The sequence below is a fragment of the Ensifer canadensis genome, assembly GCF_017488845.2.
GTDB classification, from domain to species: domain Bacteria; phylum Pseudomonadota; class Alphaproteobacteria; order Rhizobiales; family Rhizobiaceae; genus Ensifer; species Ensifer canadensis.
In genome coordinates this window covers 31,859-46,667 of record NZ_CP083371.1, presented here as the reverse complement: position 1 = coordinate 46,667, position 14,809 = coordinate 31,859, and the positions used below count along the sequence as shown (strand labels likewise).

At 63.0% G+C, this 14,809-nt stretch carries 13 protein-coding genes, 1 tRNA gene and 1 pseudogene; 10 read left to right on the top strand and 5 right to left on the bottom strand.

Annotated elements, in window-relative coordinates:
* The first annotated feature begins 12 nt into the window (after nucleotides 1–12).
* From fdhE to J3R84_RS19845, 6 genes and pseudogenes are all read left to right on the top strand, one after another.
* A complete protein-coding gene (fdhE, locus tag J3R84_RS19870; RefSeq protein WP_057205916.1) occupies nucleotides 13–933 on the top strand; it encodes a formate dehydrogenase accessory protein FdhE in 921 nt (306 codons plus the stop codon).
* Nucleotides 934–937: 4 nt separating this feature from the next.
* Complete coding sequence (gene selA / locus J3R84_RS19865) at nucleotides 938–2,338, top strand: L-seryl-tRNA(Sec) selenium transferase (protein ID WP_057205918.1); 1,401 nt, start codon at nucleotides 938–940, stop codon at nucleotides 2,336–2,338.
* Nucleotides 2,325–3,110, top strand: a complete 786-nt coding sequence (locus tag J3R84_RS19860; protein ID WP_057205920.1) for a tetratricopeptide repeat protein — start codon at nucleotides 2,325–2,327, stop codon at nucleotides 3,108–3,110. The genes selA and J3R84_RS19860 overlap by 14 nt, the downstream gene beginning before the upstream one ends.
* Nucleotides 3,107–5,083 (top strand): annotated as a pseudogene (gene selB, locus J3R84_RS19855) (selenocysteine-specific translation elongation factor); the annotation flags it as partial. The gene J3R84_RS19860 and the pseudogene selB, both read left to right, overlap by 4 nt.
* Nucleotides 5,045–5,140, top strand: a tRNA-Sec gene (locus J3R84_RS19850). The pseudogene selB and the gene J3R84_RS19850, both read left to right, overlap by 39 nt.
* A 14-nt stretch (nucleotides 5,141–5,154) precedes the next feature.
* Nucleotides 5,155–5,538 carry a hypothetical protein gene (locus J3R84_RS19845; RefSeq protein ID WP_057205924.1) on the top strand — a complete coding sequence of 128 codons (384 nt, stop codon included), beginning with the start codon at nucleotides 5,155–5,157 and terminating at the stop codon, nucleotides 5,536–5,538.
* 80 nt (nucleotides 5,539–5,618) lie between these two features.
* On the opposite strand, the gene J3R84_RS19840 is transcribed toward J3R84_RS19845, so the two are convergent.
* A complete protein-coding gene (locus J3R84_RS19840) occupies nucleotides 5,619–5,897 on the bottom strand; it encodes a hypothetical protein (protein ID WP_354006117.1) in 279 nt (92 codons plus the stop codon).
* Nucleotides 5,898–6,019: 122 nt separating this feature from the next.
* Nucleotides 6,020–7,069, bottom strand: coding sequence for a selenide, water dikinase SelD (gene selD, locus J3R84_RS19835; protein ID WP_057205926.1), 1,050 nt, complete (start codon nucleotides 7,067–7,069; stop codon nucleotides 6,020–6,022).
* Nucleotides 7,070–7,393: 324 nt separating this feature from the next.
* Here selD and J3R84_RS19830 point away from each other — a divergent pair, with 324 nt between their 5' ends.
* The gene (locus tag J3R84_RS19830) at nucleotides 7,394–7,927 is read left to right on the top strand and encodes a hypothetical protein (RefSeq protein ID WP_225906383.1); all 534 of its coding nucleotides are present in this window, start codon (nucleotides 7,394–7,396) and stop codon (nucleotides 7,925–7,927) included.
* A 161-nt stretch (nucleotides 7,928–8,088) separates the two neighbouring features.
* Complete coding sequence (locus J3R84_RS19825; RefSeq protein ID WP_057223827.1) at nucleotides 8,089–9,405, top strand: hemolysin family protein; 1,317 nt, start codon at nucleotides 8,089–8,091, stop codon at nucleotides 9,403–9,405.
* 161 nt (nucleotides 9,406–9,566) lie between these two features.
* Here the strand turns inward: J3R84_RS19825 and J3R84_RS19820 are convergent, their stop codons facing one another.
* Genes J3R84_RS19820 through J3R84_RS19810 form a run of 3 tightly spaced genes read right to left on the bottom strand, consistent with a single transcriptional unit; the run spans nucleotide 9,567 to nucleotide 13,359 of the window.
* Nucleotides 9,567–10,613 (bottom strand): glutathione synthase, encoded by a 1,047-nt coding sequence (locus J3R84_RS19820; protein WP_025429726.1) that lies wholly within the window; start codon nucleotides 10,611–10,613, stop codon nucleotides 9,567–9,569.
* Between the two features lie 8 nt (nucleotides 10,614–10,621).
* Nucleotides 10,622–12,538: a flavohemoglobin expression-modulating QEGLA motif protein gene (locus tag J3R84_RS19815; protein WP_203528689.1), complete on the bottom strand. Its 1,917-nt coding sequence runs from the start codon at nucleotides 12,536–12,538 to the stop codon at nucleotides 10,622–10,624.
* Nucleotides 12,535–13,359 (bottom strand): N-formylglutamate amidohydrolase, encoded by an 825-nt coding sequence (locus tag J3R84_RS19810; protein WP_203528691.1) that lies wholly within the window; start codon nucleotides 13,357–13,359, stop codon nucleotides 12,535–12,537. Before J3R84_RS19810 ends, J3R84_RS19815 begins: the two co-directional genes overlap by 4 nt.
* A gap of 242 nt (nucleotides 13,360–13,601) precedes the next feature.
* Between J3R84_RS19810 and J3R84_RS19805 the strand changes: the two genes are divergently transcribed.
* Entirely contained in the window at nucleotides 13,602–13,757 is a 156-nt protein-coding gene (locus J3R84_RS19805) for a DUF3309 family protein (RefSeq protein WP_082523479.1), read from the top strand.
* A gap of 29 nt (nucleotides 13,758–13,786) precedes the next feature.
* Nucleotides 13,787–14,803: a DNA topoisomerase IB gene (locus J3R84_RS19800; RefSeq protein WP_203528705.1), complete on the top strand. Its 1,017-nt coding sequence runs from the start codon at nucleotides 13,787–13,789 to the stop codon at nucleotides 14,801–14,803.
* Nucleotides 14,804–14,809: the final 6 nt, after the last annotated feature.

Genomic DNA, 14,809 nt, shown 5'->3' with positions numbered 1-14,809 from the left:
CCGCGAGGTGCAATGTCGATATCGTCCGTGCAGCCCGATCCCGCGATGATCGGTGGAATTCCCAAGGCTCCCTTCGTCTTGATGTCCAATCTGACGCGCCTTTTCGGGGATCGCGCCCAGCGTTTCCAAGTGCTGTCGGAAAGCAGCCGGCTTGCTCCCTACTTACGCTTCCTTGCAGGCACAGCAGTAATCCAGAGTGACCTCCTGTCCAGCCTGCCGCCGCTGGAGCCGATTTCCGCAGAACAGCGCGAGCGGGCGCGCGACAATGCGATGCCGCCGATCGATCGCTCGGCCATGGGCGCTTCTGCCGAGTGCCGGGACACGGTCCGACAGTTCCTTGCGCGGGTGGAGCAACTGGAAATGCCAAAGGCCGCGGCCGAAGCGCTTGCCCAGATCATTGCCGCTGACGACGAGGCGCTGGCGTGGATGATCGACAATATCGCCGCCGACAATCTGCCGCTCGATAGCCTTGCGCACCATCTTTTCGTTGCCGCGGCCGTGCAGGTCCATGCGACACGCCTGGCCGCGGGGCTCGATCCTGGTCGCCTCGTGCCGGTCAGCATCGGCGTCTGTCCCGCCTGCGGCGGCAGGCCCGTCGCTTCGCTCGTCGTCGGTTTCCACGGCGCGGAAGGAACCCGCTACGCGGTATGCGCCTGCTGCTCGACCAAATGGAACGAGGTCCGGGTAAAATGCCTCTCCTGCGGCTCGACCAAGGGCATAGGATACCGCGCGGTCGAAACCGGTGATGAAGAGGCCACGGTTAAGGCAGAGGTTTGCGACAGCTGCCACGGCTGGACGAAGATCATGTATCAGAACAGGAACCCGGCACTCGATGCCGTGGCCGACGATGTCGGCAGTCTCGGCCTCGACGCGCTGATGAAGGATACCGGATACAAACGCGCGGGCTTCAATCCATTCCTGGTGGGGTATTGACGGGATGGCCGGGCTTGCCGAACTCCGCACCCTGCCGTCCGTCGACCAGATGTTGAAGGCGCCGGCCGTCGCGCCGCTTGTCGAGCGGCATGGTCGTGTCGTCGTGACCGAAGAGCTGCGCCTCGTGCTCGGCGAAATCCGCGAGATGGTTCGCAGTGGCGGCTTGCCCCCCGATGCGGACGGCGTCATGGCCTCACTTATGAGCCGGCTCGACTATCGGGATCGCTCCAATCTGCGCCCGCTCTTCAATCTCACCGGCACCGTGCTGCACACCAATCTTGGCCGTGCCCTCCTGGCCGAGGAGGCGATTGCCGCTGCCGTCGATGCGATGCGAGAGGCGGCGGCACTGGAGTTCGATCTCGACACCGGCCGGCGCGGCGAGCGCGACAGCCACCTGCGTGACCTGCTTTGCGAGCTGACGGGCGCCGAGGACGCGACAGTCGTCAACAACAATGCCGCCGCCGTGCTGATCGCACTGGGCACGGTTGGCGGCGGACGGCAGGCGATCGTCTCGCGCGGCGAACTGATCGAGATCGGCGGTGCGTTCCGCATGCCCGATATCATGGAACGTGCAGGTGTGGCGCTCATCGAGGTCGGCACCACGAACCGCACCCATGCCAGGGACTATCGTCGGGCGATCGGCCCCGAAACGGCGCTCATCCTCAAGGTGCACACGTCGAATTACCGGATCGAGGGGTTCACGGCCGAGGTCTCCGGCGCCGAACTTGCTGCGATCGCGCACGAAGCCGGTCTGGTTCTTCTGAACGATCTCGGCTCCGGGACGCTCGTCGATCTCCGGCGCTATGGCCTTAGCAAGGAGCCGACCGTTCGCGAAGCCGTGGCCGAAGGTGCAGATCTCGTTACATTTTCGGGCGACAAACTGCTGGGTGGCCCGCAGGCCGGCTTTATCGTCGGTCGCCGCGATCTGATCGCCGCGATCAACCGCAATCCGTTGAAGCGGGCCTTGCGGGTCGACAAGATCCGCATCGCGGCGACGGCCGCGACGTTGAAGCTATACCGCGACCCGGATCGGCTCGCAGCGCGGCTGCCCACCCTTCGCATGCTGGCGCGTCCGCAACACGAGATCCGCGCGCAGGCGGAACGGCTCGCGCCCGAGGTGGCGAGACTTCTTGCCTCGAGCGGACATCGGGTGGAAATCTGCCACTGTTCGAGCCAGATCGGTTCGGGCGCGCTGCCGGTCGACACGATCCAAAGCGCCGGCCTCCGGATCGAGGCTGCAAGCGGCAGCGCGCTCGAAGCGCTCGCGGCGCTTTTCCGTTCGCTTTCGCGCCCGATATTGGGGCGTCTGCAGGACGGGGCGCTCATCCTGGATCTTCGCTGTCTTTCCGACGAGAGCGAGTTCCTGAAAAGCCTCTCCGAGGGCGTCGGACATGCACTGGCTTGACCGTTTGACAGGGCGTATGCCCGAGGCGGCGTCGGACGCCGATGAGATGACACAAGCCCTGACTGCCGCCCGGAACGGCGACTATGAGACCGCCCTGCGCCTATGGGAGCCCCTGGCGCAATCCGGCGTCGCGCGGGCACAGAACAATATCGGCGCCTGTTTTGCCGAGGGGCTCGGCGTGCCGCAGGATCGGGCCCTGGCGGGCAAATGGCTGCGGCTGGCGGCCGAAGCGGGCGATCCCGTCGGCGAGCGCAACTATGCAGCCTTCCACATGCAGGACGCGGATGGCGATTATAGTATTGCCGCCGACTACTATCGCCGCGCCGCCGAGAAGGGCGACGCGCCGGCACAGGACATGCTGAGCTGGATGCTGCTCGAAGGCGAAATCATGCCGTCCGATCCGGTCGAGGCGCGCCACTGGGCGGAACGTGCCGCTGAAGCGGGCATTGCTTCGTCGATGACCCGGCTCGGCATGCTCTATCACAACGCTTCGGGTGTCGATCGCGATCCGGAGAGGGCCGTCGATTGGTGGCGCCGCGGCGCCATGGCGGGCGATGCCGACGCGCAGGCGATGCTTGGCGCCGCCTGTCACATGGGCGCCGGCACGGCCCGCGACGGCGTCGCGGCACTCGTCTGGCTGATCCGCGCGACCAATGGGGGCAGTGCCCTGGCGCAACCCTTCATCGGGCCGGTGCGCCAGAGCTTGTCGCCCGGCGAGATCGGCATCGCCGAGAGGCGCGCGCTTGAGCCCCCGGCGGAGGCGCGACCATGATCGTCGGAACCGCCGGTCATATCGACCACGGCAAGACCAGTCTGGTGAAAGCCTTGACCGGCGTCGATACCGATCGCCTCAAGGAGGAGAAGGCACGCGGCATCACCATCGATCTCGGCTTTGCCTATGCGAAATTTGCCGAAGCGGTCACCGGCTTTGTCGATGTGCCGGGCCATGAGCGTTTCATCCATACGATGCTCGCCGGTGCCGGCGGCATCGACTTCGCCCTCCTCGTCGTTGCGGCGGATGACGGCATCAAGCCGCAGACGCTCGAACACCTGGCCATTCTCGATCTGCTCGGCATCGAAAGGGGATTGGTCGCGATCACCAAGGCCGATCTTGCCGATGCGGAGCGATTGCTGGGGCTCAGTGTCGAGATCGGCAATATGCTTTCGGCAACGGGCCTTCGCACCGCCGAAATCCTTCCCGTGTCCGCCGCCACGGGCCTCGGTATCGCCGATCTCAGAGACCGCCTGGCCGAGGCCGAAAGGGCAACCGTGAAAGCAAATGCGGCGGGCCGGTTTCGGTTTTCGGTCGATCGCAGCTTCATTCTCTCGGGCGCCGGAACGGTGGTGACGGGAACGGTCCTTTCCGGTTCGGTTGCGGTCGGCGACAACGTAATGATTTCGCCATCCGGACAAGGGGCGCGCGTGCGCTCGATCCATGCCCAGGACCAGCGGTCGGAACGCGGGGTCGCGGGTCAACGCTGCGCGCTCAATCTGGTGGGAGACGGCATCTCCAAGGACAAGGTCGGCCGCGGCGACATGGTGCTCGATCCCTATCTGCATGCGCCGACCACACGCATCGATGCGGGCCTGTTTGTGCTCAAGGGTGAGCCGAAGCCGATCAGCGAGTGGTTTTCCGCGCGCCTGCATCATGGCAGTGCTGAAGTCGGGGTCCGTATTGTGCCGCTTGAAAACCCTGTAGGTCCCGGCGAGCGGGCGAAGGTCCAGCTTGTTCTCGATCGGCCGATCGCCGCCGCGGTCGGTGATCGCTACATCCTGCGCGACGTTTCCGCCCGGCGCACCATCGGAGGCGGGCGGCTTCTCGATCTGCGTGCGCCATTGCGCAAGCGCCGGACACCCGAGCGGATAGCCTATCTCGATGCGGCAGGCGTTGCGGAAACGGGCCCGGCCCTTGCAGCGCATCTGGAAGCGCCGCCCTATATCGTCGATCTCGATGCCTTCGCGCGCAATAGGGCCGTATCGGAGGAGGAGCTACGCGAGGCCGTCGAGTTATCCCACGCCATCGTGATCGAGGCCGGGCATGTGCGCCATGCCTTGTCTGTGTCGCTGTTGGACGACCTGTCGAAGGACGTCGGACGAATTCTCGCCGATTTCCATGTCGAAAATCCGGATCTGCAAGGCATCGGCCGAGAGCGCCTGCGCCTGCAGGTGACGCCGCGATTGCCGATGCCTGCCTTTCTCTTCCTGCTCAGGCAGGAACAGGCCGCCGGACGCCTCGCACTCGAGGGCGCCTTCGTTCGCCTGCCGGGCCATGAGGTTCGTTTAAGCGAGAGCGAGGAGGCGTTACTTGGCAAAATCTTGCCGCATCTCGAAGGAGAGGAGCGCTTTCGCCCGCCGCGCGTGCGCGACCTTGCAGACGTGCTCGGCGTCGACGAGCGGGAGATCCGGCGCGTGCTCAAACTATGGGCGAGGCTCGGACGTGTCGATGAGATCCGGCACGATCATTTCTTCATCCGTTCCACCACCGCAGAAATGGTTGAAATCATAAGGGATATCGCGGGCAAGGCCGAACGGGGCGAATTTGCCGCCGGTCTCTTTCGGGATCGCGTGAACAGCGGTAGAAAGGTGGCGATCGAGATCCTGGAGTTCTTCGATCGCCAGGGAGTGACGCTTCGGCGCGGCGACATCCGGCGCGTCAATCCCCACAGGCTCGACCTTTATGACGGAGCCACGCCCGAGGCGAAGCAAGGAAGAGATTCGTCCCCGGTGGGGCGTCCGGACTTCAAATCCGGGTGGGGCAGCGAGGCTGTCTTGGGTGGGTTCGACTCCCATTCTCTTCCGCCATCGGGAGATCGCTGATGGTTTATGCGCCCTGCAGCACCGACTTCGATGACTGGATCGTTTCCACCTATGGCGAGGCTGGCGCTTTCACCATGCTCTTCGTCCTGCTGGCGATCGGCGAGACCCGTTTAGACCTCCTGCGCTCGGCCTATCTTCACGTCGTCGGCGACGACACCCGATGGCAGGATATGGCCGCTCTTTTCGCCGGCGCCGGCGTCAAGTGGTCCGGCGTCGTGTTTTACCGCGCCGGCCCGGAGGGTCTTGTCGAAGACCATGTCGCCAGGGGACGGCTTGCCTCTCTGGTTCGCAATCTCAACGAGGACCGCTCACTGATCCGCGAGGGCGAGTTCTTCAATGTCGACGGATTGCGGCTGTCGATTGAGGAGATCAAGCCCCATTGATCTCCAGTCTCGGTCTTGTCCCGTTCGGCAATAGCGGTTCACGGCCTTTGTGCTGAAGGCTGAGTGCAATCATGCGCAGGCTAGCAACCGTTTTTCTTGATATCCTCGGGCGTCATTGCGAGATCGAGGCCACGCGCGGTCGGTGGTTGCCATGTCGGGGAGTCCTCGGACGCGCCTTGCGGATTTGTACCGATAAGGGCGCCGCCTGTTCCGCCGGTCCAGCCGGTCGAGCCGGCGTTGCCGGGTGCTGTACCATCCGCGCTCAAACGGTCGGGCTCCGTCGCCGGGTCCGCCTTCCCGGCGGTCGCATCGCATCCGGTGTTGGCATCGTTCTCCTGCGAATGTGCAGGGACAGTCATGCCCAGACAGGCGAGGAAGAGAGCGGTGGCAAGGGCAAATCGGGGATCGCGCATGGCATTCTCCTTCAGCGTTGCTCTACCAACGGGATGCTGCGGCCGGTTGTTCCATCTCCCCTTTTCACTCAGGCGCGAACCTCCACCTGCACGGGGCCAGGTTGCGTGTAGCCGACGATGCTGGCGAGCGGGTAGCCAGCGTCCCGGATCGTCTTGACCAGACTGTCAGCGCTGGCGGCATCGCAGGCCACCAGAAGTCCGCCTGATGTTTGCGGGTCGGCGAGCAAAAGACGCTGCCAGTCCGCCATACCATCGGGCAATTTGATCTCGCTGCTATAACTCGCCCAGTTGCGCTCCGACGCGCCGGTGATGAAGCCTTCTCGGGAAAGCGTTTCGGCCTGCGACAGGAACGGAATGTTCGCGAGGGAGAGCGACACGGTCAAGCCGGACGCGCGGGCCATTTCGAGCCCATGACCGAGAATACCGAAGCCGGTGACATCCGTCAGCGCATGCACATGCGGATCGGCGGCAAGCTCGGACCCGATCCGGTTGAGAAGGGTCGTCGAGGCGATCATCTCCTCATAACAAGCCCGCGGCAGCGCCTTCTTCTTGAAGGCGGAGGAATAGATGCCGACGCCAAGGCCCTTGGTGAGGATCAAGGCATCCCCCGGCTTCGCGCCGCTATTGCGCCGCACCTGTTCCGGGCGACAGATGCCGATGACGGCAAGGCCGTAGATGGGTTCGACCGAATCGATCGAATGCCCGCCTGCCACAGGGATGCCGGCCTGCGCGCAGATCGAGGCGCCGCCTTCGAGGATCTTGCCGATCGTCTCGGGGGAAAGCTTGTTGATCGGCATCCCAAGGATCGCAAGCGCCAGGATCGGCTTGCCGCCCATGGCGTAGATGTCGGAGATCGCGTTCGTTGCGGCGATGCGCCCGAAATCATGCGGGTCATCGACCACAGGCATGAAAAAATCGGTGGTGGCGATGATGCAGGTGTGGTCGTCGACCTGCCAGACCGCCGCGTCGTCCGCCATCTCGTTGCCGACGAGAAGCTGGGAGAAGGGCTGCATGGCCGGCTGATTGGCGAGAAGCCGCTGCAGAACCGAGGGCGCAAGCTTGCAGCCGCATCCTCCGCCATGGGCAAGCTCAGTCAGACGGGGTTCAAGAGATGTCATGTGTGCTCCCGCGTAAAAGATTTTGCCCGTTCGACCGCGTGGTCTCGCCGGCAACCGATAGTTGGCAAGTTAGGACGATGTCGTGCGGGAGCAAGGCCGCTTCGATGCTTCTGCGAGATATGGCCGTCCGGAGCGGCAGGGTGACCGCGTCCCCGGTCGCTGCGACGGTTTGACCCGCCGAATCGACGCCTGCTGCGTGCGGGATTGTCGTGATCTGCCATGACAAGTTGTTGTATCCCTTTCGGTGTTGCGCCATGTGTACAACTGTCGATCAGCCGTCAGCCGAGCGGGGAAGTAACCTCGCGGGCAATTGGAGTCATGATTTTGTTTTCAAGAGTTTTTCTGCCTGCCCTTGCCGTCCTCGCCGTTTCAGGCGTGCCCGCAGCCTTTGCATCCGAAGATGTCGCGGCCTTTTATGACGGCGCCCTCTGCAACCCGCCCTACACGATGCAATCGGCAACCGAGTTCTATGACGCCGCCGAGAAGCTGGTGAAACCCGATACGTCGCTGCTGACGGCCTATGTCTACAAGCTGCCGTCCGACATCGGGCGTGATGGCTTTAAGACGAATGAGGTTATCTTCGCCGGCAGCTCCGTCGGCGTGCTGATCGAAGGCGCGCGGGCGGACGAATTGGCGGCCCGCTACCAGCTGGAGCGCGAAAAAAGCAGCATTCTCGGCACGTCCACCAAGGGCTATGCACGGGTTCTGCCCGATGCCGAACAGCCGACAGCGGAGATGGGCATCGTGTCGATCGTTGCCCGCGAAAGCGAAGCCATTCCCGGCAAGACCTTGCTCGCCTGCGAGTTCGTTTCGCATGCGGATCTGGAGGCGCTCAAGAATCTTGAAGGCGGCAACTAGGACGAAGCGATACGCCCGGCCGACAGGGCCGTCCGGGCGCATTCCGGGATGCGGGCGAAGTCACAAAGATCGCCTGCGTCCCGTCTGACGTGTACGGCAAGAGCATGTTAGGCTGATCGCATTTTCAACAATGCGAGGCGCGACGCGCCCGAAGGGAGACCATGTCCGGCTCGGATGGCAGTATGTTCGACTATCTCGGGATACTGGCCGTATTTCTGCTCGTTGCCGCCAACGGCTTTTTTGTTGCGGCCGAATTCTCGCTGGTTTCCGTCCGCCGCAGCCGCGTGACCGAATTGGTGGCACAGGGGCGAATGAACGCCAGTGCGCTCCAGCATGCCGTCGACAATCTCGACGCCAACCTGGCCGCCACTCAGCTCGGCATTACCATATCGTCGCTGGCGCTCGGCTGGGTGGGCGAGCCCGCTCTGGCGCATCTGATCCAGCCGCTGTTGAGCGGCCTGCCGATGGCATGGGCCTCGTTCGGTTCGCATGCGATCGCGGTCGCGATTTCGTTCATCATCATCACCGCGCTTCATATCGTGCTCGGAGAACTGGCGCCGAAGAGCCTGGCGCTGCAGCGCAGCGAGGGAACGGCCCTTGCGGTCGTGCGTCCGCTCGGATTTTTCCTGTTTCTGTTGCGTCCGGCGATTCTGGCTCTCAACGGCCTCGGCAATCTCGTGCTTCGACTGGTCGGTCTGCGGCCCGGCACCGGCGAGGCGTCGATGCATTCGCCCACCGAACTGAAGCTGCTTGTCGCCCAAAGCCAGGAGGCCGGTCTCCTCGATGTTGCCCAGCAGGAACTGGTCGAACGGATCTTCAACATCGGCGACCGCCGGATTTCCGATTTCATGACCCCGCGCATGGAAATCGACTGGATCGATGCAGACGACACGCGGGAGGAAATCCTGCGCACCGTCAGGGATTGTCACCATGAGCAGTTGCTCATCGGCCGAGGCGGCATCGACTATCCCTTGGGCATGGTGCTGAAGAAGGATCTGCTCGATCAATTGCTCGACGGCCAGACGCTCGATCCGATGAAGGCGATGCGAGAGCCGCTGGTGCTGCACGAATCGGCGCGCGTCTTCCGTGTCCTCGAAACCTTCAAGACCGCGCCCGTCCGTCTGGCGATCATCGTCGACGAATATGGCAGCCTCGAAGGCATCATCACCCAGACCGACCTGTTGGAGGCGATTGCAGGCGACCTGCCGGATACGGAGGCGAGCGATCCTGACATCGTCACCCGCGCGGATGGTTCGCTGCTGATTGAAGGACTGATGTCGGCGCACGACGCTTTCGAGCGGCTCGGCATTCACGACCGGCCGGAGGGCGATTTTCACACCATTGCCGGCTTCGCGCTGCAGATCCTCGGCCATCTTCCGCATGTCGGCGAAACCTTTGACTTCCAGGACTGGCGCTTCGAAATCATCGACATGGACGGCATGCGCATCGACAAGCTCTTGGCGTCGCGCCAGGAGTGATACCACTGCATGTTCCCCTTAATCCTTCGATTTAGGGATAAAAACATGCAGCAATTCAAAGTGCTACAGCGACCTTTGCGCGTCTAATAAGACGCGCGGCGCTGTAGGTCCCGCTGCTGCGGAACTCGTCTCCTGGTCGGCCAGGCGATGTGAAGGCCATGTCAGAGCGTCGCCAACGCGCGGTTGGACAGGGCGCCGCCATAGGCCTCGCGAATGGCTACCTTGTTTTCCAGGGCAATCACGATCTCTTCGGCGAAATCGATCGCATGCAGGGCCCGAATGGATTGCAGACCACCGGGTGTGAAGACATTGATCTCCAGGATCTTGTCGCCGACGATATCCAGGCCCACCAGGAACATGCCGTCGTCGATCAGTTTGGGCCTCAGCTTTTCAGCAATCGCCAGTATGGCCGGGGTGATGGTTGCCGCCTGGGCGGTGCCGCTCGCGTGGATGTTGGACCGCACCTCGCCCTTGGCCGGAACCCGTCGAAAAGCGGCATAGACGTCGTCGCGAACGAGCGGGCGGCCGTTCATCAGGAAAAGCCGGATATCGCCTGCCGTGGCTTCTGGCAGGTAGCTCTGGGCAATGAGATAGCCGATCTCGCTGACAGCCTCGAAGATCTGGTTGAGGTTGGCTTCCTCGCTCGACTTTATCTTGAAGACATTCCTGCCGCCTGAGCCCTGCAAGGGCTTGAGGATGACGCCGTCGCGATGATCGTCGATGAACGCGCGGATCTCTTCGATGTTCTTCGAAATCAGCGTCGTCGGGCGCACGGCCCGGGGGAAATCCTGAAAGTAAAGCTTGTTCTGCGCAAGCGACAGACCGGAGGGATCGTTGACGACGATCGCGCCGCGCTCCGAGGCGAGGCGCCCGAAGTTGGCGCCGACATTGGCGGCCCACGGCCGGCCTTCCGCATCTTCGGACGGGTCGTTGCGCAGAAACAGCACATCGATCTCGCTGATGTCGACGACGCTCATCTTCGCATCGTCGGCTTTCAAAGCCGAAATGAACGTTTCCGGCTTTTTCGGCTTCGTACCGTTGAGGCTGCGCGCCCGGATCATCAGCTTGTCGTCGGGCCGCAGGATGAAATCCGCCGGGGTGACGTAGCAGATTTCATGCCCGCGGGAGAGGGCGGCAAGCGCCAGCGCCGTCGTCGTGTAGGACGCTGTCTCGGAGTCTATCGAGTTGACGAAGAAGGCTATGCGCATCGGATCTCCTACTCTGCGACCATGTCGAGCGGGGTTATTCCCCCACGCGCCCGGTCCAGCCGGGCACGTGCATGGGCGTCATCCAGAAATATAGGGCGCACCGCCGGCGCACCCAGCAAGCCGCGCAAGCTCAACTCTTGCATGGCTGCGAAATGTGAGGCGGCGATCTTGCCCATCCAGAAGGGTTCAAGACTGCCGCCTGCGGCCAGATGGGCAAGCAGCTGAAGAAGCCCGCGCAGATAGATCGCGTCCTTCGCCAACCCGCCTCCGCGATAGATCCGCAGGACGATGTTGAAGGCGTCATCAGGCTGAAACCAATGCTGATCGACGAGCAGCCGATAGGTCTCCGGGAAAAGCGCACCGTTCAACATCGCCGCGCAGGCAATCACGCGCGCCGCAATCAGCCGCAGGCGCCCCAGCGTCATGCCGCCGCTCAAATATTCGGCAAACACGGCAAGCCCTTCCTGCATGCCCTCGTAGCCTGCGAGGCCCGAGCGGAAGAGCCGCAGCCCCTGCGCCGAGCCGTTGAAATAGGTCAGCAGGTGCACGCCGATTTCGTGATTGAGCAGGGCCTCGACGCGGTGCCGGCTCATGGCCGTGCTGCGCGAAATCAACAGCTGGCTCCTCGACACCAGCAATCCGGCGGGAATGTCGTCGCGCAGCTCCACCGAGGCGGTGAAATCGGCATATTGCCGCTTATAGGCCGAAACCATCGTTTGCGCCCGGTTGCGAACGTAGTCGCAATCCACATTGTCAGCCGCCGGTTTTTGTCCGGGCTTGCCGGTCCGCTTTTGTGTCTGCACCAGGATATCGGTGGCGACGTCGAGGAGTTTAGCCTCCACCGGACCATAGAGCGCCCGGCCGAATTCGACGAATGTGCGGCTCTCGCGGGCCGAGATCATCGAAAGCTGCAGGTCGAGCTCCTGTTGTTTCTGGCGATAGAGCGCGTAGAGCAACGGGTCCTCGAGATGCTCGAAGCTGATCGAAAAAAGCTTCTTTTTTGCGGCCTCGACTTCAAGTGTCAGCGGCCGATAGAGCAGCCGCGGGCCGACTTCGTATCGGCTCGAAACAAACTCCGCCCAGGCCGCATCGGCGTTGATTGGCGTTACCGCCAGGAGGAAATCGAAACTTGAGGCAATCTCGTCTATGGCGCGGTCGGTGCGGGCCACCGTCTCGACGAAGGTTTTACGGCCGAAGGCCCGGTGCGTCGAAACGCGCGTGTCCGTCGCGCATTGGGTCGCTGCCGCCAGCGCCTTGAGACCGGCATCGAAGATGTTGGCAATCAGGCGTTCTCTTAGTTCCGGGTAGATCCGTCGCGTGCCCGGCTCGCGATAGATCGGCGCAAATCGCACACTGATGTGGGGGAACGCCGTCAGCGCTTTGCCGTTGGCGTCTTGCGGCGGTGGCGACAGCAGGTCCATGTGGGCGGTGCGAAATTTGCCTTCGATCGTGCTGACGGAGCCGAGGAAGGCATTCGCGGCTGCCTCAGCAGCCGGGTCCTCGCCAGCGGTGACTTCGATCGTGAAAAGCGGCAGATAGGGCGCGTCCTTGGCGGGCGCCTCGTCCCGTTCGAGTTCGCCATATTCGAGCACGAAGAAAGCGCCGAGACGCTGTCGAAGCGCGCTTCCGACTGCCTCGATGACAGCGGCAGCCGCCGCGGCGTCGGGTGCCATCAGGTAGGAGGCGTTGGACTGGGTGATCTCGCGTGCCACGACGGCTTGCTTTGCCTCGGCGATAAAGACGCAGAGAAAGGGCAGCGGTCGGTCGATGTGCAGGCGCCCGCCCTCGGCAAATTCGCGCCGCACCGCCTTGCCGGCCTCAAGGCAGGCGATCACCTCGCCGAGCCACACATCATCTGGTGCCCGGTGCCCGGCTTCCTGATGATCCCGGGCGCTGTGATCCCTTGGCGTCGCTGCGCTCTTCATCGGCGCGCATCCAGCGTCTTGACGAGATCAGGCACGGTTGATGCCACTAGCGCGCGCAATGCCTCCAGCACCTCGAAATCCGGCTCGCCGGTCCATTCGTCCATGAAGAATTTCTTGAACTCGATGGCGATCGCGCAGCCCGTCTGCGGAAAGTACTCATGGATGAAACGCGTTTGTTCGCCGCGCCCCTGAAACGCGACATTCTCGCGAACGTCGAAACGCCTGCCCTGAAATTCGAAGCGGCGAAAGGTTTCGAGCAGTGTCGCGAGCACATCGGCCCAACGGTCGCGGTTCATCGAATGGGTGCCGATGTTGATCTCGGGCGCACCTTCGGGATCAGAGGGTGTGGCGGTCGACCCACCGCGCCGATGATTGTAGCTGTGCACATCCAGAACGACGAAGCTGCCATGCCGCCGCTCGATCGACAGCAGCATCGATCGCAGCATGCGATAATATTCGTCATGCAAGACGAGTGAGCCCTCGTGAAGTTCATGAGGAAGCGCGTCTCGCCAGACCGTAAGCCCCCAGGCCTGTAAGGGGTCGACATATACCGCGCCGTCGCGGGCACGGTTGAGATCGACCTCGAAGCGCGAGCGATGCACGATCACCCGGTTCACCAAGTCCTGAATGATAAAGGCGGTGTAGGGATCCTCTTCCCGCAGGCGCTCTTCATCGGCAAGGGCTATCAGCGACCGCAGATCGGCGCGCAGGCCGTGCCCGTCGTGTATCGCCGTAGCGACGACGGGACTGTCACCGCGATGCACGGTCCACCAGCTGTCTTCATCGAAGTCCTGTCGTTTATCACCTGTTCGATCAAGCATATTCGGGTCCCGTTCCTGCCTCGTCGATGGACCTGTGGTCTGGCTACAATTCGCGAGAGAACGGTTCGGTTCCAAACGCTGCGCAATTCGCATCGGGACGAGAGGTGCAGGGAGCATGCCGATGGCGGTCACACTGGGACGGTCGCGGCTCGTTGCGTCTTGGCTGCTGCACGGGCGACGGAACCAATGCGCCTCCGCCGCATTTTCCCAACACGTTACAACGCATTAGGGAAGGTGGAGCCATGCTTGGAACCATTCTGCTTATCGTATTGATTCTGCTGCTGATCGGTGCGTTTCCGAGCTGGCCGCATTCGACCAACTGGGGCTATGGCCCATCGGGCATACTCGGCGTTCTGGTCGTCGTTCTCTTGATCCTCCTGCTCCTGGGACGGATCTGACGGTGGCGTAAATCTTGTCACCCGCGTCGATGGAACCCGACCTCATCTACGTGACCGACGCCGATCCGGGCATAAGGCGCTACCGGAAGGGAAAGCGCTTCAGCTATCGCCTTCCGGACGGCTCGACCCTCAAGGATCCGGACACCCGAGCGCGTATTGCAGCGCTCGGCCTGCCACCCGCCTATGAGCGTGTCTGGATCTGTTCCAAGCAGAACGGCCACCTGCAGGCGACCGGCTTCGATGCGCGCGGGCGAAAGCAGTACCGCTACCATGATGCCTGGCAGGAAATGCGCAATCACGCCAAGTTCGATCAGTTGATCGACTTCGCCACTGCCCTGCCGAAAATTCGCCGGACCCTTCGCCGCCATATGGATGGGCCGCTTGACGATGCTCGCACCGTGCTCGCCGCCCTTTCGACACTGCTCGATCAGGCGAGCCTGCGCGTCGGCAACGCCACCTATGTCGAGGAAAACGGCACCTATGGCGCAACGACGCTTTTGAAACGGCATCTCAAGCTGCGCGATGAGGGCATCGAGCTTCGCTTCATGGGCAAGGGCGGCAAGCGTGTCGTTCGCCGGCTGCGTAGTCCGCGGCTGCAACGGTTGCTCGAAGATATTGCCGACCTGCCCGGACGCCAGCTTTTCGTCAGCAGGGACGCGAACGGTGATCTGCATCCGATCGATTCCGGTCGGCTCAATCGCTATCTCGCCGACATCTCCGGTGCACCGATCTCGGCCAAGACATTTCGCACCTGGGCGGGAAGCGTCGCCGCTTTTGCCGAGGCGCGGCTGACGCTGGCGGAGGGGCGGCGCCCCTCGGTCAAGCGGATGTGCGAGGCAGCAGCCGACGTGTTGCACAACACCCCGGCTGTCTGCCGCAAGAGCTATGTTCACCCAGATATCATCGCCCTTGCCGACAGCGAGAGCAAAATTAACCTGCGGCGGCTTGAGGCGCTGCCAAGGCAAAGCAGCCTGTTGCGTGCCGAGGAGGATCGCCTGCTGCGGTTCCTCCAATACGCCGCGCGCGCGAAGAGGCGTGCGACCTGAGTTGGG